Annotated in this window: 23 protein-coding genes and 1 tRNA gene; 14 read left to right on the top strand and 10 right to left on the bottom strand. The window is 46.7% G+C overall.

Annotated elements, in window-relative coordinates; translation table 11 throughout:
* The 5 genes from IDJ77_RS20210 to IDJ77_RS20190 form a co-directional block, all read right to left on the bottom strand.
* Entirely contained in the window at nucleotides 1-792 is a 792-nt protein-coding gene (locus IDJ77_RS20210; protein ID WP_191190803.1) for an alpha/beta fold hydrolase, read from the bottom strand.
* A 231-nt stretch (nucleotides 793-1,023) separates the two neighbouring features.
* Nucleotides 1,024-1,902, bottom strand: coding sequence for an alpha/beta hydrolase (locus IDJ77_RS20205; protein WP_191190802.1), 879 nt, complete (start codon nucleotides 1,900-1,902; stop codon nucleotides 1,024-1,026).
* A 221-nt stretch (nucleotides 1,903-2,123) separates the two neighbouring features.
* The gene (locus IDJ77_RS20200) at nucleotides 2,124-3,116 is read right to left on the bottom strand and encodes an MBL fold metallo-hydrolase (RefSeq protein WP_191190801.1); all 993 of its coding nucleotides are present in this window, start codon (nucleotides 3,114-3,116) and stop codon (nucleotides 2,124-2,126) included.
* Nucleotides 3,117-3,174: 58 nt separating this feature from the next.
* The gene (locus IDJ77_RS20195; RefSeq protein WP_191190800.1) at nucleotides 3,175-4,005 is read right to left on the bottom strand and encodes an alpha/beta hydrolase; all 831 of its coding nucleotides are present in this window, start codon (nucleotides 4,003-4,005) and stop codon (nucleotides 3,175-3,177) included.
* 50 nt (nucleotides 4,006-4,055) lie between these two features.
* Nucleotides 4,056-4,442 carry a DoxX family protein gene (locus tag IDJ77_RS20190; RefSeq protein ID WP_191190799.1) on the bottom strand — a complete coding sequence of 129 codons (387 nt, stop codon included), beginning with the start codon at nucleotides 4,440-4,442 and terminating at the stop codon, nucleotides 4,056-4,058.
* Between the two features lie 154 nt (nucleotides 4,443-4,596).
* On the opposite strand from IDJ77_RS20190, the gene hemA reads away from it, so the two are divergent.
* Nucleotides 4,597-5,823 (top strand): glutamyl-tRNA reductase, encoded by a 1,227-nt coding sequence (hemA, locus tag IDJ77_RS20185; RefSeq protein WP_191190798.1) that lies wholly within the window; start codon nucleotides 4,597-4,599, stop codon nucleotides 5,821-5,823.
* Between the two features lie 69 nt (nucleotides 5,824-5,892).
* On the opposite strand, the gene IDJ77_RS20180 is transcribed toward hemA, so the two are convergent.
* On the bottom strand, nucleotides 5,893-6,453 hold the full coding sequence (locus IDJ77_RS20180) for an REP-associated tyrosine transposase (RefSeq protein ID WP_191190797.1): 561 nt from the start codon (nucleotides 6,451-6,453) through the stop codon (nucleotides 5,893-5,895).
* A 198-nt stretch (nucleotides 6,454-6,651) separates the two neighbouring features.
* Here IDJ77_RS20180 and hemC point away from each other — a divergent pair, with 198 nt between their 5' ends.
* From hemC to hemJ, 8 genes are all read left to right on the top strand, one after another.
* Nucleotides 6,652-8,226 carry a hydroxymethylbilane synthase gene (gene hemC / locus IDJ77_RS20175; protein WP_191190796.1) on the top strand — a complete coding sequence of 525 codons (1,575 nt, stop codon included), beginning with the start codon at nucleotides 6,652-6,654 and terminating at the stop codon, nucleotides 8,224-8,226.
* A 96-nt stretch (nucleotides 8,227-8,322) separates the two neighbouring features.
* Nucleotides 8,323-9,294: a porphobilinogen synthase gene (gene hemB / locus IDJ77_RS20170; RefSeq protein WP_191190795.1), complete on the top strand. Its 972-nt coding sequence runs from the start codon at nucleotides 8,323-8,325 to the stop codon at nucleotides 9,292-9,294.
* 111 nt (nucleotides 9,295-9,405) lie between these two features.
* Nucleotides 9,406-10,716, top strand: a complete 1,311-nt coding sequence (hemL, locus tag IDJ77_RS20165) for a glutamate-1-semialdehyde 2,1-aminomutase (protein WP_191190794.1) — start codon at nucleotides 9,406-9,408, stop codon at nucleotides 10,714-10,716.
* A gap of 115 nt (nucleotides 10,717-10,831) precedes the next feature.
* A complete protein-coding gene (locus IDJ77_RS20160) occupies nucleotides 10,832-11,701 on the top strand; it encodes a sensor histidine kinase (RefSeq protein WP_191190793.1) in 870 nt (289 codons plus the stop codon).
* Between the two features lie 14 nt (nucleotides 11,702-11,715).
* Nucleotides 11,716-12,420, top strand: coding sequence for a response regulator transcription factor (locus IDJ77_RS20155; RefSeq protein WP_191190792.1), 705 nt, complete (start codon nucleotides 11,716-11,718; stop codon nucleotides 12,418-12,420).
* Between the two features lie 3 nt (nucleotides 12,421-12,423).
* Nucleotides 12,424-12,945 carry a tetratricopeptide repeat protein gene (locus tag IDJ77_RS20150; protein ID WP_191190791.1) on the top strand — a complete coding sequence of 174 codons (522 nt, stop codon included), beginning with the start codon at nucleotides 12,424-12,426 and terminating at the stop codon, nucleotides 12,943-12,945.
* A gap of 83 nt (nucleotides 12,946-13,028) precedes the next feature.
* A complete protein-coding gene (gene hemE / locus IDJ77_RS20145; RefSeq protein ID WP_191190790.1) occupies nucleotides 13,029-14,054 on the top strand; it encodes a uroporphyrinogen decarboxylase in 1,026 nt (341 codons plus the stop codon).
* A gap of 137 nt (nucleotides 14,055-14,191) precedes the next feature.
* A complete protein-coding gene (gene hemJ / locus IDJ77_RS20140) occupies nucleotides 14,192-14,725 on the top strand; it encodes a protoporphyrinogen oxidase HemJ (protein ID WP_191190789.1) in 534 nt (177 codons plus the stop codon).
* Here the strand turns inward: hemJ and IDJ77_RS20135 are convergent.
* The 3 genes from IDJ77_RS20135 to IDJ77_RS20125 all read right to left on the bottom strand — a co-directional run bounded on the left by IDJ77_RS20135 (nucleotide 14,709) and on the right by IDJ77_RS20125 (nucleotide 18,940).
* Nucleotides 14,709-15,227, bottom strand: a complete 519-nt coding sequence (locus IDJ77_RS20135) for a hypothetical protein (RefSeq protein WP_191190788.1) — start codon at nucleotides 15,225-15,227, stop codon at nucleotides 14,709-14,711. The two genes, hemJ and IDJ77_RS20135, sit on opposite strands and share 17 nt — an antisense overlap.
* 220 nt (nucleotides 15,228-15,447) lie before the next feature.
* The gene (locus IDJ77_RS20130; RefSeq protein ID WP_191190787.1) at nucleotides 15,448-17,640 is read right to left on the bottom strand and encodes an alpha-galactosidase; all 2,193 of its coding nucleotides are present in this window, start codon (nucleotides 17,638-17,640) and stop codon (nucleotides 15,448-15,450) included.
* Between the two features lie 22 nt (nucleotides 17,641-17,662).
* Nucleotides 17,663-18,940, bottom strand: a complete 1,278-nt coding sequence (locus IDJ77_RS20125; protein ID WP_191190786.1) for a metal-dependent hydrolase family protein — start codon at nucleotides 18,938-18,940, stop codon at nucleotides 17,663-17,665.
* Between the two features lie 117 nt (nucleotides 18,941-19,057).
* Here IDJ77_RS20125 and IDJ77_RS20120 point away from each other — a divergent pair, with 117 nt between their 5' ends.
* The 4 genes from IDJ77_RS20120 (at nucleotide 19,058) to IDJ77_RS20105 (ending at nucleotide 22,664) form a co-directional block, all read left to right on the top strand.
* Complete coding sequence (locus IDJ77_RS20120) at nucleotides 19,058-19,627, top strand: RNA polymerase sigma factor (RefSeq protein ID WP_191190931.1); 570 nt, start codon at nucleotides 19,058-19,060, stop codon at nucleotides 19,625-19,627.
* Nucleotides 19,611-20,402 (top strand): hypothetical protein, encoded by a 792-nt coding sequence (locus tag IDJ77_RS20115; RefSeq protein ID WP_191190785.1) that lies wholly within the window; start codon nucleotides 19,611-19,613, stop codon nucleotides 20,400-20,402. Before IDJ77_RS20120 ends, IDJ77_RS20115 begins: the two co-directional genes overlap by 17 nt.
* Before the next feature lie 2 nt (nucleotides 20,403-20,404).
* Nucleotides 20,405-21,253, top strand: coding sequence for an outer membrane beta-barrel protein (locus IDJ77_RS20110; RefSeq protein ID WP_191190784.1), 849 nt, complete (start codon nucleotides 20,405-20,407; stop codon nucleotides 21,251-21,253).
* A gap of 412 nt (nucleotides 21,254-21,665) precedes the next feature.
* The gene (locus tag IDJ77_RS20105) at nucleotides 21,666-22,664 is read left to right on the top strand and encodes an ABC transporter ATP-binding protein (protein ID WP_191190783.1); all 999 of its coding nucleotides are present in this window, start codon (nucleotides 21,666-21,668) and stop codon (nucleotides 22,662-22,664) included.
* A 119-nt stretch (nucleotides 22,665-22,783) separates the two neighbouring features.
* On the opposite strand, the gene IDJ77_RS20100 is transcribed toward IDJ77_RS20105, so the two are convergent.
* Complete coding sequence (locus IDJ77_RS20100) at nucleotides 22,784-23,698, bottom strand: PfkB family carbohydrate kinase (RefSeq protein ID WP_191190782.1); 915 nt, start codon at nucleotides 23,696-23,698, stop codon at nucleotides 22,784-22,786.
* A 121-nt stretch (nucleotides 23,699-23,819) separates the two neighbouring features.
* Here IDJ77_RS20100 and IDJ77_RS20095 point away from each other — a divergent pair.
* Nucleotides 23,820-23,893, top strand: a tRNA-Asn gene (locus tag IDJ77_RS20095).
* Nucleotides 23,894-24,116 lie beyond the last annotated feature (223 nt).

Raw genomic sequence — 24,116 nt, 5'->3', positions numbered from 1 at the left:
TTAGATGTAGGCCTTGATAGCTTCTATCGTGGCCGCGGGTTCGCTGATATGAGGGCAATGCCCCGTCGCTTTCAATACAACCATCTCATTCCCCGGGGTGTTGTTGCGCATGTAAGCGCCAACCTCAAGCGGTGCAATGATGTCTTCGGCACATTGCAGCGTTAGGCTTTGCACGGTAAGTTTGCTGAGATCCGCCCGGTTATCAGAAAAGAAAGTAACACGCGCAAATTCCCGCGCTATTGCCGGGTCTGTAGCGCAAAAACTATTCGTCAGAAATTCGCCCAGTTCGGGGCGGTCTACATTGCCCATAATGGCCGGGGCCATTGCGCTCGACCAGCCCAGGTAGTTGCTATCCATAAATTCAAACAAGCTTTCCAGGTCCGCGCGTTCAAAGCCGCCCTTATAGCCTTCGTCATTAAGATAACGGGGGGATGGGCCGATGAAAATCAGCTTTTTAAAATACTCCGGTTGTTTAACGGCAGCCAGCAGGCCGATCATGGCACTCACTGAATGGCCCACGAAAATAACTTCTTTTAAATCCAGCGCTGCACATACATCCAGCACGTCTTGAGCGTACCCATCCAATTTTCCGTACTTGGCAGATGTATATTGAGAAATATCAGACTTGCCGGAGCCCACGTAGTCAAAAAGTACGATTTTGTGATCTGGGGTAAAAGCATCAATAATAAATTTCCAGGATTGCTGGTCGCAGCCAAACCCATGGGCGAACAGCATAACTTGTGTCCCGTCGCCGAAAACCTGGACATTATTCCGTTTAAGTACCGATATCATAAATAATTTATAGGACGTAAACGCTAAAGGTACAACTTATAAGTTCAATCATACGGGCGCATCTGTAACGTTAACGCTAACATGCATCAAAAGCCATAACCCACAAACGTGCGGCGCTCACTATTTGTTTGCTGCCGTTGTTGGTATTGTCTACAACAACCCGCGAATGTTTGTAAAGACACTAAGCGCTGTATGCTCCGGTCTGTGGTCGGCGTTATCACCGCACCATCCCTAATGCATCACCTTCTTCAAATCCTTTTCCGGCTGTAAAATATGGCTGTCTTCCAGCCAGTCGGCAAGGCGGTCGGGCCAGTGGTTGATGGATTTGAGTTTGCGGTTGGCGCCCATGTTGAAGGCATGGTCGCCGCGGGCGTATAGGTGCAGTTCTACGGGGACTTTGGCATCGCGGTAGCGCTGCAGTAGTTGTATGAGCGGCAGCGAGCAGCAGGCATCATCGTTAGCGGCTACCAAAAAGGCGGGCGGGGCATCGGCTGATATATGCTCGGGAATATAAAGCGGGCCGGGGTAAACTTGTACAATAAAATTGGGTTTTGAGTTGGCGCGATCGATAGGGTCGGCAGCTTTTGGGTCGCCTTCATAACCACCAAAGGCGATCATATCTACCAGTTCGCCGCCGGCCGAGAAGCCCATAAGGCCGATGCGGTTTGGATCGATACCAAATTCGGCGGCACGGCTGCGCACCAGGCGCATAGCGCGGTAGCCGTCCTGTTTTGCATGTACCTCGATTTTGTAGGGCGACAGCGTATCGCGGCCCAAACGGTATTTTAAAATGAAAACGGTAATGCCAAGGCTGTTGTAAAATTTAGCGGGCGCAACACCTTCGGCATTATAAACCAGCAAGCGGTGCCCGCCACCGGGGCAAACCACAATAGCGGCACCATTGGCGGTACCCGCGGGCGGTGCGTAGACAGTGAGCGAAGGATTGTGGATGTTCTTCACCCAATAATCTTTGGCCTTCTCGGGTTCGTTGCGGCGGTTTTCAAAACCGGGTGCGCCCTTCTCCCAAAGCGGGATAACGGTTTGGGCTGATGCGCCCAGCACACAAATCAACAACATGATGGAAAAGGAATAGCGAAAGGAATGTATCATAACATAGCGTTTAAAACATCGGTGGACAAAGCAAGCGCCCCACGTCATGTTGAACTTGTTTCAATACCCCATTATAAAGGCAGCCACTATATTTCCCTTTTTGCGTGCGGACTACCTGCCATATGGGGTGCCGATATAAATTCGGCGCGACGGTTTGGTTAACTGGTTGCCTTAAATATCTGTTTTATAACTGAATATTACAATAATTATAGTGACGCCTCTTAGCTCATAAACTTCTTCCACCAATTGGTAACCAATGGCACCACTTCGGTAGGTTTGCCCGGTTCGGGGAGGAAGAGTTTGATATGCTTGTCGGCACCAAATTGCACCAGGCGTTCGGCAGGCTCGTACCAGGCGTGCGGGGCCAGGTTAAAAGTGCCCCAGTGGATGCCCATCATGATATCGCCCTTCAGGTCGAGATGAGCGTTGGAGGCGTTATCCGGCCCCATATGGATATCGGCCCAATGTTGGCCATAAGCGCCTATCTCCAGCATCGTGAGGTCAAACGGACCAAAGGCTTCGCCAATTGCCTTAAAATCTGGCGAGTAGCCGGAATCGGCACCAAAATAAATATTGTGCTGCGGCCCCTTGATCACAAACGACGACCACAGGGTTTCGTCGCGATGCGTAATCCCCCTGCCCGAGAAATGCCTTGCCGGTGCGGCGGTAATGTTGCAGTTGCCTATCATTACGCTATCGCCCCAATCCACCTCGTGGATAATGGCTTTATCTATACCCCAGCTTTCGAGGTAGGTGCAAACACCCAGGGAGCAAATAAAAGGCACTCGCTTACCGGCAAAAAATTTGATGGTGGCTTTATCGAGGTGGTCGTAATGATCATGAGAGGAGATGATCACATCTATTTTAGGCAGATCGGCCAATGCTATAGGCGGCTGATAAAACCGTTTTGGCCCAAACGACTGTGAAAAAGATACCCGCTGGCTCCAAACCGGGTCGGTAAGGATGCGGATCCCGTCGATCTCTATCAGTAAACTGGAATGCCCCACCCAGGTAACGCGCAGGCCACTTTCCGGTGGGGTATTGTAAACAGAAAGGTCGGTTTTAAATGGCCCCAGGGCTATCTTCGGTGTATTCTCTGCTTTATTGTTGATGTATTCCTTTAATATCGGTATCATTTTATCCAAACCTGCAGATTCGGTAGGGATAGTATTGATGAATTTGTTTCCTTTTTTGCGCGATCCGGATAAGCTCATATCACAATTATTTGATGCAATAACGCAAAAATTCAGGTTATTGATTGTAACAACTGACCTATTCTTTCAAAAATTCAATAGAAACATCACAAAATTGCAATAGCGTGGCAGGCAGCTCATTGGCAGGGTAGGGATGCGAGGCATTAAACACATGGTCGGCACCTTTAATAACCACTAATTTGGCATGAGGTTGGGCGGTATGCAGGTCCTCCGCATGGCTTAAAGGCACGCTGGTATCTTCATCGCCATGAACAATTAACCAGGGTTGTTTGATCTGGGCTGCTTTCGCGATGATATCAAGGCGCTCGGGGTTTTTCTCCAGATCCTGCAGCAGGCTTACCTTGTAAGGCATATTTTGGCCGGTGCGCGAATTGCGCATGTACATTACGCCCTGTAGTTTCCATTGCTGCTCGGCTTGTTTTGGCCAAAGGTTGTAAAAGCTGGAGATAGCCGCCATGCTAACCAGTTTGGTGATTCGCTTATCTTCTGCTGTTTTAACAATACTAATACCGCCGCCCAGGCTGTGCCCGATCAGGTAAACTTCTCTAACGGCGGGCATGTACGATCCGCCGCAGGCAAAATCTATAACTGCGTTCAGGTCCTCCAGCTCCATCGTAAAGGTATTATCGCTGAAGGCGATTAGGTCGGCAAAATCTGTAGGGCTATCCGTGGTGGTGCCGTTATGCGAGAAATTAAATTTTAGGAAACGGAAGCCATTCTCCGCGAAGTACTGTGCAACAAGGTTATGCGTACCCCAATCTTTAAAACCGCGTATGCCATGTGCAAATATCACCAGCGGCGCTTTTGCGTTGCTATCATTATAGGTAACATCGGCCAGCATTGCCCTGCCTTTGGCGCCGGGGATGGTGTAGTTCTTTTTGCAGATCATGGCCGCAATTTAATAATGATTAAGCAAGTTTTGCTATACGTTTACGCTATTTACTCCCTGTGCCACCATGCCCAAAGTATCAGCAATGGTTGTAATATTACCAGGCGGATCCAGGCAACCAAAGGGGATAATGTAAACGTACCTACTATTAAGGGAGCATCGATAACCATTTGGATATGCACGGGTAAAAAGGCGAGCAGCATTAAAATGATACCGTATGCCCCAAACCGCCTTGTTTTTTGGAATACCAGCATCAGGGCGAATAAAATTTCAAAAATGCCCGCTAAAATGTTTAATGCTACGGGAAAAGGAAGGTATTGCGGAATTATATGATAATACGATGGCGGGTTATAAAAGTGGTTGCATCCGGCCACAAAATAAAATATGACCAATATCACAACACTGATTTTTTTGATATTTGTATTTTTGATGGCCATATCGTTACTAAAAAAGAAAATAATATAAATTAAGAGTGCTTAATGCTTAAACTTCATTTTATTTATAAGCATTCTAAATACTCCTGTTTGACAAAGCCTTGACATTGCATCCTCTACAGTATGCTATTTTTGTTGGGTCAAATTTAAAACTGCTTTGAAGTATCTAAAGGTAATAGCTTTTACGCATAAACAAATCGAGCTGAAGGAATTGGGAAAGTTGGTATTATGCCAGGAAAATCTCACCGATAAACTTCATGAAGTTAAAGCCCGTTTTGGTATAAACGAAATATTTTACCTGGCTACCTGCAACCGCGTAGAGTTTGTTTTATCCACATCGCAAAAAGTAGATAAGGAGTTTGCGCACCAGTTTATTGATTCGTTGGGGATGGGCCTTTGCCATAACTCTATGGGGACTTTCCTGGACGCTGCTTCTATATATGAAGACCATGCCGCTATGGAGCATCTGCTGCGTACTTCATGCTCTTTAGAAAGCCTTATCGTTGGCGAAAAAGAGATCCTGGCACAACTACGCAAAGCCTACGACAGCGGCCGCGAGGCCGGCCTTACCGGCGATAAGCTCCGTTTAGTAATGGATTGTGTTGTAAAAACCGCTAAGGAAGTTTACACCCATACCAATATCTCCAAAAACCCAATTTCGGTTGTATCATTAGCCTACCGTAAATTAAAAGATCTGAAACTTTGTTCAAATGCCCGTATCCTCATCATTGGCGCAGGCGAAACCAACAAAAATATCTCTAAGTATTTGCAAAAGCATAAGTTTTCTAACTTCTCTGTTTTCAATCGTACGCTTTCTAAGGCGCAACAACTTGCCAACGATTTAGGCGGCGAAGCTTTTGAACTGGAAGACCTGAAAACTTACAAAAGGGGGTTCGATGCTATTATCACCTGTACATCGGCAGTAGAGCCGATCATAACGCCCGAGATCTACGCGTCGCTTTTAAACGGCGATACCGATAGGAAAACCATTGTAGATTTGGCCATCCCTAACGATACGGCTGCCGAAGTGCTGGAGCAATTCGAGGTGAACTTTATTGAAGTACATTCGCTAAATGAGGTTGCCAAAAAGAACCTGCAGGAGCGCTATCACGAGCTTTCTCACGCCGAAACCATCATCGAGCAAAACATCAACGAATTTTTGGTGATGTTGAAACAACGCAAGATAGAATTAGCTATGCGCCAGGTGCCCGAGAAGATAAAAGAGATCCGCAACAACGCCGTAAACACCGTATTTGCCGAAGAGGTACAAAGCCTCGACAAAGAATCGCGCGAGATCCTCGAAAAAGTGATGAATTACATGGAGAAGAAATATATCAGCGTACCCATGATCATGGCGAAAGATATATTGATCAATAGTAATTGATACTAATCATAAGCTGCCGCGAGTTTAGCGCAGCGTAACTCGTGGTGCGGCACAATTTAAGCTTCCAGCTTAAATTAACAAAATAACATCAATTAGCCCTTTCCCTCCTGCGTAATCTCGTGCACTACTGTAAAGATAATGTTCCGGTTCGTCAACCCAACCAGCCACAACCGGGTTATTGTGTAGATAATCGTGTAGATAATCGAGCTTTTGCTCTGTAACTTGATTGCTCCATATTTCTATTGGATGGTTTCCCTGTTGCCAAAACTGGTAAGTTTCATTATTCGGGTTTTGCCTGCCTTCCCGCTCAAAAAACCAAAGAAGCCAATCGCGCCGGCTTTCCTGCATATTTTCGCTTATTGCCGCAGTTAGTTTTTTAGAAGTATGTCGTTTAATATCCCGCAAAATATTTTCTAATGGTTGGCCTTGGGTGCCGATAATAAGATGTACATGGTTACTCATAATTACCCACGCATATAATTCAAGCCCTTTGTTTTCAATGCAATATTTAAGGCTATCAACCAATATGTCTTTATATTCCCTCCGCGTAAAAACATCTATCCAGCGCACTACAGAAAAGGTTACGAAGTAAAGGCACTCCTGGTTACGGAATTTATAATTACCGCTCATGGCAGTAAGTTAATAAATTGTGTCAAAAGCTGGAAGCTTTTGACATGCTATACCACGAGTTATGCTTCGCTAAACTCGCGGCAGCGGAAGAGTATTTAAACATTTAGTGTTCATTAGGTCATTTTCCTGCAATTCATTCCATTCGCGTTCCTTATCATCCCCATAAAAAATTAAATTTGCAGGAAAAATAAACACCCTTTGGACAGAAAAATAATTATAGGAACGCGTGGCAGCGAATTAGCTTTATGGCAGGCCAATTTTGTAAAGGATAGCCTGGAAGCGATACACATATCCGCCGAACTTAAAATTATAAAAACACAGGGCGACCGCATCCTCAACCTCAGCTTTGATAAGCTGGAGGGTAAGGGCTTTTTTACCAAAGAGTTGGAGGAAGAGTTGATTGCCGGCACCATTGATATCGCCGTACATTCACACAAAGATCTCCCTACCGAAAATCCCCCGGGGCTTATCATCGCAGCCGTATCCGAACGCGAAGACCCTGCCGAATTACTTTTGATCCTGAAGGACTGCACCGATGTGCGCCAAAAGTTATCCGTAAAGTTTGGCGGCCTGGTGGGCACGTCATCTAACCGCCGCAAAGCGCAATTACTGGCCGTTCGCCCCGACCTGGAGATAAAAGATCTGCGTGGCAACGTACCTACCCGCATAGGCAAACTACGCGACGAAAAATACGATGCCATTATGCTGGCCAAAGCCGGCGTTAGCCGTTTAGGCATCAACCTTGATGAGTTCCATGTAGAAGAATTAGGTGCAACCGAATTCATCCCCGCACCTGCGCAAGGTGTTTTAGCTATACAGATCCGCGAACGCGACCATATATTATACGAAGCCCTGCAAGATCTTAACCACCCTGATGTGGCCGCAGAACTATCTGTAGAGCGTAACGTGCTTAAATTATTTGGCGGTGGCTGCCACCTGCCGCTTGGTGTTTATTGCCGTAAGGATGATGATAAATACCAGGTGTTTACCAGCAAGGCCGAAGATGGGGAAGGCTTCCCCGACAGGCTTTTTATTGAAAGCGACACGCTGGAAGGCCTGCCCGAAACGATAGTAGCCAAATTTGCCAAGGACAGGAAGTTCCCGCTTAAGGTGTTTATATCGCGCGATATCTCCGCCGGCAGTTATTTCCGAAGGGCTTTAGAAAAAAACAAGATAGAGATAGAGGCACGCTCATTAATTCGTACCGTGCGCACCATCACCCGGTTTGATAGCTACATCCTGAAAAATATCGACTGGGTATTCTTCAGCAGCAAAAATGCTGTGGAATATTTCTTCCAGTTGAACCCTACTTTCCCCAAAAAGGTAAAGTTTGGCGTGATGGGTACGGGATCGGAAGATATGCTGCGCAAGAACGGCCATTTTGCCGATTTTGTGGGCGAGAGCACCGATACCGCAGATGTAGCCGCCGATTTCGCCGCAGTGGCAAATGGTACGGCCATATTATTCCCGGGAGCGGATAGTCCGATGAGGAGCATCCAGCAGGGTCTATCGGCAGAAACAAAGATCATCGACCTGCCGGTTTACGAAACCGTACTGGAAGAGAATGTAGAACCAACAGGCGCAGACATTTTGGTATTTACCAGCCCGAGCAATGTAGAGGCTTATTTTGTAGATAACCTGTTAGAGCCGCAGCAAAAGGTAATAGCCATAGGCAAATCTACCGGTAAAAAGTTCGACGAAATGGGCGTAACCTACACGCTGCCTTTCTCGCCGGATGAAATAGGCCTGGCAGAGGCGGTGTTTGGAATATAATAGTTCATTGGTTCACTTGTTCATTGGTTTATTAGTATCGCTTTGTTAAGCTTTGCAACCAATGAACTAATGAGCCAATGAACAAATGAACTAACTATGCTACAACGACCAAGAAGAAACCGGAAGAGTGAAGTTATCCGCCAGATGGTGCAGGAAACGCATGTTAGCGCGGCTAACCTGATATTCCCGCTGTTTATTGTGGATGGCGAAAATCAGAAGACCGAAGTGGCATCCATGCCCGGAATCTTTCGCTATTCGATAGATAATTTGCTGCGCGAGGTGGAGAGCTGCATGAATTTGGGGCTTAAATCATTCGACCTGTTCCCCAATATTAACGACGACTTTAAGGATAAATACGCTACCGAAAGTTACCGCGAGGAAAGCCTTTACCTGCGTGCTATCCGCGCCGTAAAAAAGGAGTTCCCCGAAGCCTGCGTAATTACCGATGTTGCCATGGACCCCTACAGCAGCGACGGCCATGATGGTATTGTAGAGAACGGCGAGATCCTGAACGATGAAACCCTGGAAGTTTTAGGCAAAATGGCCCTGGCGCATGCCCGCAGCGGTGCAGACATCATCGCCCCAAGCGATATGATGGACGGCAGGGTTGGCTACATCCGCAAAACGCTGGATGATGCCGGGTTTACCAATGTATCTATCATGTCGTACTCGGCAAAATACGCCAGTGCTTTTTATGGCCCCTTTAGGGATGCCCTCAATTCGGCACCAAAATTCGGTGATAAAAAGACCTACCAGATGAACCCCGCCAACCAGCGCGAAGCTTTAATAGAAGCTAACCTGGATGAACTGGAAGGCGCGGATTTCCTGATGGTGAAACCGGCTTTAGCTTATCTCGACGTAATAAAACTAATAAAAGACAACACCGAACTACCCGTTGCAGCTTACAATGTAAGCGGCGAATACGCGATGATAAAAGCCGCGGCACAAAACGGCTGGTTAAACGAGCAGCGCGCTACTATGGAGGTGCTTACCAGCATCCGCCGGGCAGGGGCAACGGCGATATTAACTTATCACGCGAAGGAAGTGTTATTGAATAAGTGGCTGTAGGTTAAAAAACTATGTCATTGCGAGGAGGGACGACGAAGCAACCTCATAGGATAGGCGGGCATGCTGAGATTGCCGCGCTATCGCTCGCAATGACAAATTGAATCGAACAAAATGAGTATACCCGATATCAGCAGAGCTAAATCTGCAGAACTGTACGAGAAAGCAAAAACCTATTTCCCCGGTGGGGTGAACTCGCCTGTGCGGGCCTTTAAATCTGTTTATGGCACGCCGCTTTTTATTGATAAAGGCGATGGTAGCCACATTTGGGATGCCGATGGCAACGAGTTTATCGATTTTTGCTGCTCATGGGGCCCGCTTATTTTGGGGCATAATCATCCTGCAGTTCGCAATAAGGTGATAGAAGTGATGCAGAAAGGTATGTCCTTTGGTGCACCAACAGCTTTGGAGAACGAACTGGCGGAGCTGATCCTCGGCAATAATAAATACATCAAAAAAATACGTTTTGTAAGCTCGGGTACCGAAGCGGTGATGTCGGCCATCAGGCTGGCAAGGGGTTACACCAAACGCGATAAGATCCTGAAGTTTGAAGGCTGCTACCACGGCCATACCGATGCCTTGCTGGTAAAGGCTGGTTCGGGACTGGTGACTTTTGGCGAAACCTCATCGGCGGGCATACCAAAAGCCTTTGCCGATGAAACCATTGTTGTTGCATTGAACGATAAGGATGCGGTGTTAAAAGCTTTCGAGGATTTTAAGGACCAGATAGCTGTGGTGATCATCGAGCCTATCCCGGCTAACAACGGACTGCTGCTGCAAACGCAGGATTATTTAGATTTCCTGCGCGAAACCTGTACCCAAAACGGCACCATGTTATTGTTTGATGAAGTGATCTCCGGCTTCCGCGTTGGTTTTGAAGGTGCTGCGGCGTATTACAACATCCAGCCGGATATTATTACTTACGGTAAAATTATCGGCGGCGGCTTGCCGGTTGGTGCTTATGGTGCCTCGGCAGAAGTGATGGATCATATTTCGCCGGTGGGGTCGGTTTATCAAGCGGGTACATTATCCGGCAACCCGGTGGCTATGGCGGCAGGTATTGCCCAGCTAAGCGAATTACTGCAACCCGGATTTTACGAGCAACTGCATGCAAAAACCGCCGACTTTGTAAAGGCAATAGAAGCTTTTGTTGCCGAACGCGGTTACGAGTTAAGAGTATTTACGATCGGCTCGATATTCTGGTTCGCGTTTACCGATAGGGAAAGCATCAGTACAGCGGATGATATCGACCCTGCAAGCATGCTGAAATTCAAGGTAATGCACCGCGAACTGATCAACCGGGGGATCTATTTAGGCCCATCCGGCTACGAAGTTGGCTTTATATCATCGGCACATACAATAGCCGATTTGGAAACAACAAAAACCGCTATATTTGATAGTCTTGATATTGTGTTTAATAATTAGTTGGCAGTTGCCAGTTAGCGGTTTGCAGAGAAAAAATGCATTTACTGCCCATTGCGAACCGCCCACTGCAAACTGAATTAATGACTGCCCACTGCAAACCGTTAACTGCAAACTGATGAAAAGATCACTTGTTATATTTTATGCCATTATCATTTACGCCCTTGCGGAACTGATGTGGTGGGGGTACATGCTGGTGAACCTGCAGCCCCGTCGTTTTGCCATGATCATGGGCGAAGGTTCGATGTTCGTCATCGTGTTTTTATTAGGCGCGTACCATATGCACGCCTCGGTAAAAAAAGAACGTAAACTGATGGAGCAGAAAAAGAATTTCCTGCTATCGGTTACGCACGAGCTGAAATCGCCGCTGGCATCTATCAAAATCTTGCTGCAAACCATCCAAAAGCGCGATCTGACCAAAGCGCAGATATTGGATTTTATCGATAAATCCCTGCTTGATGTAGAGCGGCTGGATGATATGGTGGAGAATATGCTGCTGGCCTCAAAAATTGATAACCGCTCGTATACCTTCCCCAAGGCGCAGTTCAACCTGTCGGTATTGGTAGATAGCATTGTAAACCGTTTACAGATCACCAAGTGCGACTGCAACCAGCAGATCATCAACGCCGAGATAGAGCCCAAGATCGAGATCACCGGTGATAAGTTCGCGCTTACATCGGTAGTAACCAACCTGGTAGAGAATGCCGTAAAATATTCCAAGCCCTGCATGGCGGTAGATGTGAAACTGTTCCAAAAGGATGGCAAGGTTTTCTTTCAGGTGGCCGACCATGGCATCGGAATATCTGACAGTGAAAAAACACGCATTTTTGACAAATTTTACCGTGTTGGCAGTGAAGATACCCGAAATACCAAAGGAACTGGTCTTGGCTTGTATATTGTGAAGGAAGTACTGGACAAACACCAGGCCAGTATTAGGGTGAAGGATAACCGCCCAGCCGGCAGTGTTTTTGAAGTTGTATTTGCATAAACCTAAATTATAGTATGATGCCTAAAAAAAGAATTTTATTAGCTGAAGACGAAGATCATTTGTTGGAAGCCATTAAACTAAACCTGGAGCTGGAAGGTTATAAAGTTTCTACAGCAAACAATGGTAAAAAGGCCCTCCAGATATTCAAAGAAGAGCGTTTTAACCTGGTGATATTGGATGTAATGATGCCCGAGATAGATGGCTTTGTGGTTGCAGAAACCATCAGGCTGGAAAACTCTGAGGTGCCCATTATGTTCCTTACCGCTAAAAATACCAATGAGGATAAGATCTCGGGCCTCAAAAAAGGAGCTGACGATTACTTAACTAAACCCTTCAATCTGGAAGAACTGATCTTGAGAGTGAACAACCTCGTGAAACGCAGTCTGAAAGGCGACGACCTGAAAGAATTCAACAGCTACAAAATAGGTGAAAAAACCATTCACTTTAACTCGTTTGAATTGGTAAACGAAGATGCCAGCATCACGCCCTTAACCAAAAAAGAAACCATGTTGCTGAAGCTTTTGATAGAGCGCCGCAACGAGGCCGTATCGCGCGAGCAGATCCTGGAAACCGTTTGGAACTACGATGTGTATCCGTCAACCCGTACCATTGACAACTTTATCCTAACCTTCCGTAAGTATTTTGAGCCGGATCCTAAAAACCCGGTTTATTTTCACTCTATCCGCGGCGTAGGTTACAAGTTTACAGATCAGCATTAATACATGTTCACAAAAAGGGCACGCATATTAGTCACCGGTCTTTTTGTGGTACTGCTTTCTGTGGTATTATACATGCATATATATCCATTGGCGGCGGTGTGTGTAATGTTTATTGTGCTGTTGGTTTGGGGCTACTTTAAACAAGGGCCGATAGTATTGGCGGCAAAGCATTTTCACAATAAAGATTACCGCGGTGCCGAGCGATTGCTGAACGAGGTGGGCCGCCCCGAGTGGCTCAGTAAAAGGCGCAGAGGGTTCTACGAGTTTATTTACGGCGGTATCTGCCTGCAAAAAAAAGAGTACGAAGCGGCAGAAAGGCATTACGAGATAGCCGCCCAATTCCCGCTACGCAGCGCTAACGACCACGTAGCGGCCCTGGTGCATGTAGCCAACATCAATGTACGCAACGGCAATTACGAGAAAGCTCGAGCCTACCTGCAGTTGACCGAAAAACATAAAGATAATATAACTGCCAAGATGAAAGACGTGATTGAGCGCGTAGAGCAGGAATTGAGAAAACACTAATTTAGATTAAGGACGGAAAGACAAAAGAGCAAGGATGATTTATCCTTCATCTTTTGTCGTTTCGTCTTTCCTCCCTAAAACATATGAGAGATTCGTTATTTATAAAAGCCGCATTTTCAGATTCAACAGAACGACCACCGGTATGGATGATGCGCCAGGCAGGCCGTTTTATGCCCGAGTACTGGGAGATCAAAAACAAGTACTCCTTCCTGGAAATGTGCAAAACGCCAGAGCTGGCTGCCGATGTTACTATGCTGCCGGTAGACCTGTTGGATATTGATGCTGCCATCCTGTTCTCGGATATATTGGTTACTGGCGAAGCCATGGGTGGCGATCTGAGCTTTACCCAGGGTGTTGGCCCCAAATTTGCCAACCCGGTACGTACACAGGCCGATATCGACAACCTGCAAACCAACGTTGGCGATAAACTGCAATATGTGGCCGATGCCATAAAGGTTATTCAGCAGCGACTGAACGGCAGGATCCCGTTGATCGGTTTTGCAGGAGCACCTTTTACCGTAATGAGCTATTTGGTAGAAGGCGGTTCTTCAAAAGATTTTAAGCTGACCAAGCTGATGCTGCATAACCACCCGGAAATGGCGCACCAGTTATTATCAAAAATAGCAACCGTTACCGCTGATTACCTGAACCTGCAGATAGCCGCCGGCGTAAATGCTGTGCAGATCTTCGATAGCTGGGCACAGGCATTATCATGGGATGATTATACCGAGTTTTCGCACCGTTATATCGTAGAGATCATCAGCAAGCTGAACCGCAAGGATATCCCGGTGATTTCGTTCTGCAAGGGCAGTTCGGTTTTCGCTCCTCTGATGGCAGAGGCCAAACCGGACGTAATTTCTATTGATTGGAACGTTGACTTACTGGATATCAAGAACCGCTTACCAAAAGGCATCGCCGTACAAGGTAATCTGGACCCGCATATTTTGTATGCTGATAAAAAGGTAATTAAAGAGCGCATCCACCGCCTGTTCGAGCGTATGCGCGGCGAGAATGGCTTTATCTTCAACCTGGGCCACGGCATTATGCCCGATATTCCGTTTGATAACGTGAAGTACGCGGTAGAGGTGATAAAAGAGTATCGCTATTAAGACACTATAATAAGTTACGTCCTTGCGAGGGAAGCGCAGCGACGAAGCAATCCCCGGTAAGCAGAGCTGCTATGCAAGTCCGATCTGCCTACCGATGATTGCCACGCTATCGCTCGCAATGACGTACAAAGAAAAGCATGTACCAATACGTTTTAGCCATACATATCATATTTGTAGTCTGCTGGATGGCGGGGCTGTTTTATATTGTGCGCCTGTTTATTTACCATCGCGAGGCACAGGATAAACCCGAGCCTGCGCGTACTATCCTTTCCGATCAGTTCGAGATCATCGAAAAGAAGCTTTGGTGGATCATCGCAACGCCAAGCATGTACTCTGTCATAGCTGCCGGCGCAACCATGCTGCACCTCAACCCTGGCTTGTGGACGATGCCCTGGCTGCACGTAAAACTCACCTTTGTTGTGGGTTTGATAGCCTACCACTTCACCTGCCAAAAAATAATGAAGCAGATGGCCAAAGGTATCTACAAATGGACCTCCATTCAACTGCGCCTTTGGAACGAGCTGGCTACTATATTACTCTTCGCCATTGTGTTTTTAGTGGTGCTAAAAAGCGCCGTGAACTGGATCTTCGGAGTAATCGGCATTATCCTTTTCAGCCTCATCATCATGTCGGCGGTGAAGATCTATAAGTATTTTAGGGAGAAGAAGTAGTTATTGGGATCTCGGCTTCATTGTGTTTTTCAACCACTTGTTTAACACCCGCCGTCGCGAGATCTTTAGCGAGGTTCATGATCATATTTTCGCTCCAACCCTCCTGGCCGGGTACTAAAAAAGCTAACGTTTTCTGCTTGCATTCCGTCTGCAGAATACTTCGCGCTTGTTGTTGCCTTCCAATCATTTCAAAGCCGCTACCGTAATAGTCATGTCGCTTTTTATAAGTGAAATATACTTCATCCAGCGGTATTTCGTCCCTCACCCTATTTGTTCTGCTTTTGCTTACAACTATTATAAGCTTGTCGGCTGTGTTTATTTCTACACTGTAAGTATATTCCCAGCGTAAATGTACTGTTAAAGCGATTGCAGCACTAATCCCAACCATTATTGAAAAGCCAATTGGTGGCTCGCCATAAATTAAGCAGAAGATTATCACAATGGCAAACACTATTGCGGTTCCAAAACCTTTATTCGTAACTTGATATTTGTTTGTTATCATGGAATCTTTTAAAGGAATTGCCTACTACTATGTCGCTGTGAAGATCTACAAGTACTTTAGGGAGAAGAAGTAGTTAGATGCTTTAAAAAACAACGTCATTGCGAGGCACGAAGTAATCTCCCGATAAGCAGAGCCACTTGCAAGTCGGCTTGTCCTACGTAGAGATTGCTTCGTGCCTCGCAATGACGCGTGGTTAAATATTGATGATTAGAAGCAGCTTTTATTTCCCCCTCACCGCTATCAAAACACTATTCCTGCCATTCCGAACATCCGGGTTCAAACCAACCGTCATTAAAAATTTGCCGGAGTAGGTTGCTGTGCCGATGCCGGAGTTTTGGCCGGGCATCATATTCACTTCGCTTACTTCGTACATTTTATCTGGTTGTAAACCCTTCATCTTGATAGGTAAATGGCTGCCGGCCTGGTAGCGGTTATTTACGAGGTAGTTGAACATGATGGCGCTGTTTTTAGCGGCATCTACATACATAATAGATGCTACATCATTTGCCCTCGGATCCTGCAGGCGGTATTGATCACCGTGCCAGATGGCTTCGCTGAATTCTTTATAGGTTTTTAAGGCCCCCTGGCAATAGGCCAGTTCTTCGGGCTTAAGCTTGCTTACCACAATATCAAAACCCAGTTTACCCATCATGGCTACATCTGTGCGGAATTTGATGGGCTGCTTGCCCCAGTCGGTAACGTGGTTGCTGCTTGTAATGGCCGGGTAAAAGTAGGAGTAATCCCATTGGATAAACACGCGTTCAATAGGGTCGGTATTATCGCTTGGCCAAAACTCGGTGAAGTATTTCAGCGCGCCATAATCAACCCGGCCACCGCCGCCGCTGCAAAGCATCATGGGCACTTTAGGGTATTTGGCACGCAACCTGTCCAGCACGCTGTATAAACCGCGTACGTATTCGGTATAAAAGTTGCCCTGGTTTTTTTGGTATGGCGAGTACGCGTTATAAATCAGCGCGTTGCAATCCCATTTAATATAGGCCAGCTCGGGGTTCTCTACAAAAAGCTTATCTACTACGCCAAACACAAAGTTTTGTACGGCTGGGTTACTCAGATCGAGCACCAGTTGGTTACGCATATAAAACTCGGGGCGGTTAGGCTGTTTTACTACCCAGTCGGGGTGCTTTTCGTACAGCTCGCTTTTGGGGTTCACCATTTCGGGCTCTACCCAAATACCGAATTTCACGCCGTTCTCTTTGGCTACCTTAACCAAAAACGGGATGCCGTTTGGCAGTTTTGCTTTGTTCACCTCCCAATCGCCAAGTCCGGCATGGTCGCCGTTGCGCGGGTATTTATTGCCAAACCAGCCATCATCCAGCAAAAACAGGTCAACGCCCAGGTCCTTGGTATCTTTCAGCAAAGCCGAAAGCTTATCATTATTAAAATCGAAATAGGTAGATTCCCAGTTGTTCAGCAACGTTAAGCGGCTGCCCATGCCATCCGCCACTTTATATTTACGCGCCCAGCTTTGCAGGTTACGGCTGGCTTCGCCTTTGCCTTTATCGCTCAGGGTGTAAACAAATTTCGGGGTTTCAAAAGCTACGCCTGCTTTCAGGGTGTAATTGGCGGCATAGTTATTCATGCCGGCTATCAGGCGCAGGTTGTTGGTTGGGTCAACTTCCAGGTCTATGCGGAAGTTACCGCTCCACTCCAGGTTACCGTAAAGTACAAGTCCTTCGTCTTCCCCGGCAGGTTTGTTAAGCGATACCATAAACACCGGCGGCTGAAAAATATCTGCGCGCGAACCTAATTTACTATCCAGCGTTTTAATGCCATGGTTTAGCTGCTCTTCTTCGGGGCGCATTTCCTGTGCCCATTCACCATAGTAATGGTTCAGCCAGTAACTATCGGCCTGGATATACAAATTGGCCGAAGCGTATTTATTCAGCACCACATCCTTTTTCTCACTATGGGTGATCACGCTCCACTGCTCGGTTACGTTTTCGTTGTAGTAAGTTTGATAGTTCAGCGTTACCTCAAAATTGTAAAGCGAATCTTTCAGGCGGATGCTCAGCAGCGATACATCATCACTTATTTTGGTGGTGGTATGGTCCACATATTGCAGCTCCAATGATTTATTGCCATCGGCATGGGTAACCTCTATGGCCGGCTCCAGCAGGTTATGCGTGCCCGATGTGGTGTAGGCCGAATTGTAAACGTTATCGTATCTATCCAGTTTGGTTACTTTGGGTACCGCGGCATATTCGGTTTTGTCGGCCAGTTTGCCGCCAAAATACACCATGCTCAGCCTTTTGTCATCGCCCACGCGCAGTACAATGGCGTTGTTTTTTGTTTCGATAGGGATAACGGTGGATTGCGCGGAAGCGGTAAATACGTTTAATGTCAGCACGACAATAATTGCAATTCGCGAAAAGGAGCGTACGAAGAAATTCATATAGGGTTTATATTGGTTGGCTTTATTTAGGCAGATAGATGACGCCATCTTTCATCACCAAAGTTACTTGTTTTACAGCTTTAATATCAACAGATGGGTCGCCATTTACGGCCACAATATCGGCTAAATAAATTGGTTTGATATTACCGAGGCCCTTCAATTCAAAAACCTTGGCGTTAACAGCCGTTGCGGAGCGCAAAACATCTATCGGTTTCATGCCGTATTCTACCATCAGCAGCATCTCGCGGGCGTTGTCGCCATGGGCATAAACACCCACATCGCCGCCCATACAAATCGTAACGCCGGCCTTGAGGGCTTCGCTAAAGATCTGTTTTTTTGTTCTTACGCTTTCCGGGTCCGGGTCTATGCCTTTTTTCCAGCCGGCATAAGTATTGTAGGCTTCTGTTGCCGCAAGCGTGGCACACAGCGCAATGCCTTTCTCCTTCATCTGCTTAAAAAGCTCCGGCGTGCCGCCGTCGCCATGCTCAATTGTGCTGGCCCCGGCTAATATGGCCCTGCGCATACCCTCTTCTGTGCTGGAATGCATTACAACCTGCCTGCCGCTGCTATTTGCTACCTGCACCGCTGTTTTCAGTTCATCCAAAGTAAAGGTTGGCGTGGTAGTGTCGTCAACTCCCCAGCGGTAATCGGCGTATATTTTTACTATGTCGGCACCATAACCAATTTGTGAGCGTACCACATGGCTTATCCCGTCAATACCATCCGCTTCCTCGGCACCTTTTACCAGCTTCAGGTCCGTAACATCACTTTTTGGTCCGTAGCTCCCGGTGGCTACAATGGCCCGGGTGGCCACCAGCATCCTGGGGCCGGGGATGATTCCTTTGTTAATGGCTGTCTTTAAACCTACATCATCGTATGCGGAGCCTTCTGTGCCCAGATCGCGCACGGTGGTAAAGCCTGCCAATAAAGTTGCATTTGCATGTTGTACTGCGCGTGCGGTGCGTTCTGCGCGGCTTTCGGTGAGTACCTGGTTGTCCCAGCTGGTTTCGTTGTAAGGGTGCAGAAACAGGTGCGAGTGCCCTTCTATCAGCCCGGGCATTAGCGTGGAGCCTTTTAGCTCGATGATCTTTGCACCGGCCGGCACTTTCATGGTAGAAGCCTCGCCAACGCTGGCTATTCTCCGGCCCTTTACCAGCACCCACCATCCGGTGTGCATTTCCTGCCCGTCGAAAACCCGGTCGGGTTTAAGCAGTGTGTAATTCCCCGGTTGCGCCACCTGTGCCGCCAACTGCATCCATGGCAAAATAATTAACAACAGAACTAAGCGAATTATTTTCATAGTAGATAAGATTTAAGCGTACTTTATATCGGGGGAGATACAGAGTGGAAATTTAGTTAAAATTATTTTACTTGCCATGCAACCATTTCATTCAGTTGCCCATCTTACCTTTAAATGATGCGTTTGGAACCTAAGCTTACTATTGACGAACTGGTACACCGGTGTAAAACGGGGCAGCGTAAAGCGCAGGAAACGCTTTACAAGCTGCTGGCTGCAAAAATGATGGGCGTATGCCTGCGTTATGCTGCCGACCGTATGGAGGCCGAAGACATGCTGCAGAATGGCTTTATCAGGGTGTTTCAGAAGATAGAAGATTACAGGGGCGAAGGTTCTTTTGAAGGATGGGTAAGGCGGATAATGGTGCACAGTTCTATAGAGTATTACCGCAAACATCACCGCATGATGCAGGTTGTAGATATCGACGAGGCCGGGCAAGAGCCATCGGTAAACGCGGCGGCGGCATCAAGCCTGGAGGCGAAGGACCTTTTAGTACTGATAAAAACCCTTTCGCCGGGTTACCGGATGGTGTTTAACCTTTACGCCATCGATGGCTATTCGCACAAGGAGATTGCAGAGATTGTTGGCATTAGCGAGGGTGCCTCCAAATCGCAGCTATCCCGGGCGAGAGCTATTTTAAAAGAACAAATATTAAAGGCCGAAAAAAAAAGCTATGAATATGCAGGATAAAGAATTTGATGAATTATTCCGCTCGAAGATGGAAGATCTTGAGGTGGAGCCCTCCAATGGCTTATGGGATAATATAGCTGCAGAAGTAGTTATCGATAGAAAAAACCGTTCGGCGTTGCCGTTCATCAGTATAGCTGCCAGTGTATTGGTATTGGTAACCGCAGGCGTGTTTTTTATTCCGAAACTGAAACAGGACAACGTTAAGCCGGCAGTAGCGGTTGTTGTGAAACATGTGGATAATCCTGAAATAAATGTTGCACCGGCACAAATTAAGAATGCTGATACCGAACCGCGATCGGTACAAATTGCGGCTGTAGCAGTAGCACCTAAAGTGCATCGCACCAAGCAAAGCTTCAAAAAACAAACCGGCAGCCTGCCCGCTGTAAAGGTTGAAGAAGCAAATAATACCCCGCAGCAAATTGCACAGGGTACGCCAACCACCGCGCCACAAAACGATGCTATCCTGGCAGCAGTTAAGCCGGGTATGGCCGCCCCTGCGATTGCTGCACTGCAAATTAATGATGAGGTAAAAGTGAGCCCGGTTGCCACTTTGGCCGAACAGGTACCTGCCAAAACCATTGCTGCCGCGCAGCCAAAAAAACGCCGCATCCGCAGCTTTGGCGACCTGATAAACGTAGTAGTAAGCAAAGTAGACAAACGCAAAGACAAGCTGATAGAATTCAGCAGTAAAGATGATGACGAATCGCTGATCACCGGCATTAATCTCGGCATCATAAAAGTTAAAAAAGAAGAAGTTATAGCAACCAATAAATAACCATGAAACCAACTATATTCACTCTAATCATATGTTTTTTTGCCGCAACACTGTTTGCGCAAACCGACACCATAAAAACGCGGCATACTGAAGGTGCCGACGCGGATACCATCATTATTATCAAAAGCAAGAAAAAGCATAAATACAAATTTGGCTTTGGTAAGGATGTAGCAGAAGTAAACATCAATAACAACGATTACGATACCACTTACACGGCTTCAAAGGAGCCCGGCTTTTCCCTGGGGCTTACGTTTACGCGGTTCGATATCGGTTTAACTACGCTGAACGATAACGGCAGCTTTAAACTGTCGCCGCAGAACCAGTTTTTAAATTACCGGTCGTGGAGGAGCAGCAGCATTGGCTTTGATGTGCTGCAGATAAGCTACCGTTTTAGTAGTGCGTTCAGGATCTACACTTCAGGCGGTTTCGACTGGCTAAACCTGCGCCTGCGCGAACGTGGCACCATCCTGCGAGACCAGGACGTGCTTACCTTTGTACCCGATGATATCAAGTACAGTAAAAATCGCCTCTCGGCAAGCTACCTGCGGGTGCCCATTGCCCTTGATTTCCGCACGCACGATGATGCCGATGGCCGCAGATTCCATTTTGTTACCGGGGTAGATATGGGGCTGTTATTAAGCAGCAGCCTTTTACAGGAAAGCGACGTGAATGGCGATCAAAAACGCAGCGGAGATTACCATTTCACCAAGTTCCGTTACGGCCCGTTTGTGCGTGTAGGCTACGGTGCCATAGGCGTATTTGCCCGCTATTACGTAAACGACATGTTTGACGACAGCCCCGCACAAAAAGGTTTAAGGAACTTCTCTTTTGGGATGAGCATAGGCTGGTAAACACGATTGCACGCGATTTAAGGATTTAAAGATTAACACGATTTTGATCTAAATGTAAACTTTTGTCAGGACGATATAGCTGGCAGGTGTTCCAAACAAGGTCTTTCACCTTGTTTTTTAAGTTGAGTTTGTATTTTGGTTAATTATCTGATATCGAGCAATTTATAGTAATTATTTAACGTTCAGGGGTGTCCCAAAGTGTTTCACTGATTTTGCTTAAGTATCTGATAATCAAAAATATACGAAATTCAGGTGTCCCGCATTTAAATGTGGGACACCTGTTTCGCAAAACACCGGCTGGGGCTTGTAATTAAACGGCGCGGATCTTAAAATCTCTTAAACGCTTAGTATTTTAATCCTATCCATCGCTCAATCCTGCAATCGTGTTAAAATCGTGTGTATATTAGTCGCGATGGCAGATGTACCTTTTTTGCAGGCGGTTTCGGTAAGTAAAATATATCCGGGTGTAACGGCATCGGGCGTTAAAAATATCAGTATCGATATAAAGCCCGGTAAAATTACCGCCATTATTGGCGAAAGCGGCAGCGGTAAAAGTACCTTATTGCGCCTGCTTTATGGCCTGCTGTCCCCCAACCAGGGCACCGTTTATTTTAAAGGCGAGCGTATTTGGGGGCCCGAAGAAAAGCTGATCCCCGGGCACGACGAAATGAAAATGGTTACCCAGCATACGGACGACCTTAATCTCTTCGCCCGCGTTTGGGACAATGTGGCCGCCATGCTGCCCAGCACCAACGTAAAACTTAAGGAAGAGAAAACGGAAGCAGTGCTCACCCAGCTTAACATGATGCAAATGGCCTACAAACGCGTTGCCGACCTCAGTGGCGGCGAAAAACAGCGTGTAGCCATTGCCCGTGCCATCATCACCCGCCCGCAGGTTTTGTTTTTAGATGAACCCTTTAACCAGGTAGATACCTCGTTCAGAGAAGGCCTGCAGCACGATATCCGCCAGATAGTGCGCGAAAGCGGTATCACTGTGGTAATGGTATCGCACGACCCTGCCGAGGTGCTCTCCATGGCCGACGAACTGGTGGTGATAGAAAACGGTGAGATATTGGAAGCCGGCCACCCTAAGGAGCTTTACCAAAATCCCCAAAACCTTTATACCGCCGAGTTACTGAGCAACTGCAATGTGCTTGCACCGGATGAAGCAAAATTATGCGGGATAGCTACCGAAAAGCCGAACACCGTAGTATACCCGGAATGGATAAGGCTTAGTACATCACCCGAGGCCATACAATGGACGGTGCGGGAAGTGCTTTTTAAGGGTTTCTACGAGGATTTATTATTGGAATATAATGATGTGATCATCCGCGTAGTAAATGGCGAGAACGGGCGCTTTGCCCCAGGAGATACCATCGGGATAAAAGTAAAGAAGTGGTTGGAGTATTGAAGTAGTTCATAGTTGATGGCTTAATAGTTCATTAGACAAACGCTGAAAAGACCGGCTTAAAATAGCAACGGCGCAATGAGATTGACTTCATTGCGCCGTTGAGTTATAAATCAAATTAATTAAATTTCAAAAGATGACAGGCGTACAAATTGTTGTACACGCGCAGCTACTTCTTCTTCGGTCAGGTTCTTAATTTTTTCTGTACCGAATTTCTCTACGCAGAAAGAAGCCAATGCCGATCCAAAGATGATGGCGTTTTTCATATTGTTAAAATTCACAGTGCCAACTTTGGCCATATAGCCAATAAAGCCGCCTGCGAAGGTATCACCCGCGCCGGTTGGATCAAAAACCTCGGCCAAAGGCAGGGCAGGAGCCGAGAAGATATGCTCCTCGTGGAATAACAATGCGCCATGCTCTCCTTTTTTAATGATGAGGTATTTGGGGCCCATGGCCAATATTTTGTTGGCAGCCTTCACCAAAGAATACTCGCCCGATAGCTGGCGGGCCTCGGCATCATTAATAGTTAGTACATCCACCATTTTAATGGTTTCCAGCAAATCGTCCAGTGCAATGTCCATCCAGAAGTTCATGGTATCCATCACGATGAGCTTAGGGCGGTTTTTAAGGCGTTTAATAACCGTTTGCTGCACTTGCGGACTCAGATTGCCAAGCATCAGGTATTCGCAGTCCTGGTAGCTTTCAGGGATTATCGGGTCAAAGTCGGCCAGTACGTTCAGGTCGGTAACCAGCGTATCGCGGCTGTTCATGTCGTTATGATACTTACCGCTCCAAAAGAACGATTTTTCACCCACCTTAATTTGCAGTCCATCGGTATTGATGTTATGAGCGTTAAAGTCGGCAATTTCTTCGGCGGGGAAGTCGTCGCCTACCACGGCAACGATATTTACCTTGTTATAAAAGTAGGAAGCGGCCAATCCTGCGTAGGTTGCGGCGCCGCCAACTATTTTATCTGTCTTTCCAAAGGGGGTTTCAATTGCGTCAAACGCCACAGTACCAATAACTAACAAGCTCATGCGAAAATATTTTAAATTTTTTTTGCGCAAATATTGTGAAATTACCTCAATAATCATACTTTTGCACACTCCAAACCGGAAAATACTGCTGACGAGTTCAATGGTATTAAAAAAGGAAGATTCCTGAGTAGCTCAGCCGGTTAGAGCATCTGACTGTTAATCAGAGGGTCGCTGGTTCGAGCCCAGCCTCAGGAGCAATAGGCCTTAGCATGCCCGCTAAGGCCTATTTTAATTTTTACCCATTTTTAAATGTGCGTTTAAATCAAATAGAGGCACTTTTTGGTTCGTGCCCAATAAGGTTACGGAGACTGTGTAACCTTTACCCATAAAGCACTAATTTATGCAATAGGTTCATTATCAATTAGTTATTATGAATAATTGTGCTTTCTGTTGGTTCGGGCTCAAAATAAAAGCTATT

It is taken from the genome of Mucilaginibacter pankratovii (genome assembly GCF_014773265.1).
GTDB classification, from domain to species: Bacteria; Bacteroidota; Bacteroidia; order Sphingobacteriales; family Sphingobacteriaceae; genus Mucilaginibacter; species Mucilaginibacter pankratovii.
The sequence above is the reverse complement of the archived record's forward strand: the minus strand, read 5'-3'. Positions and strand labels throughout refer to the sequence as shown.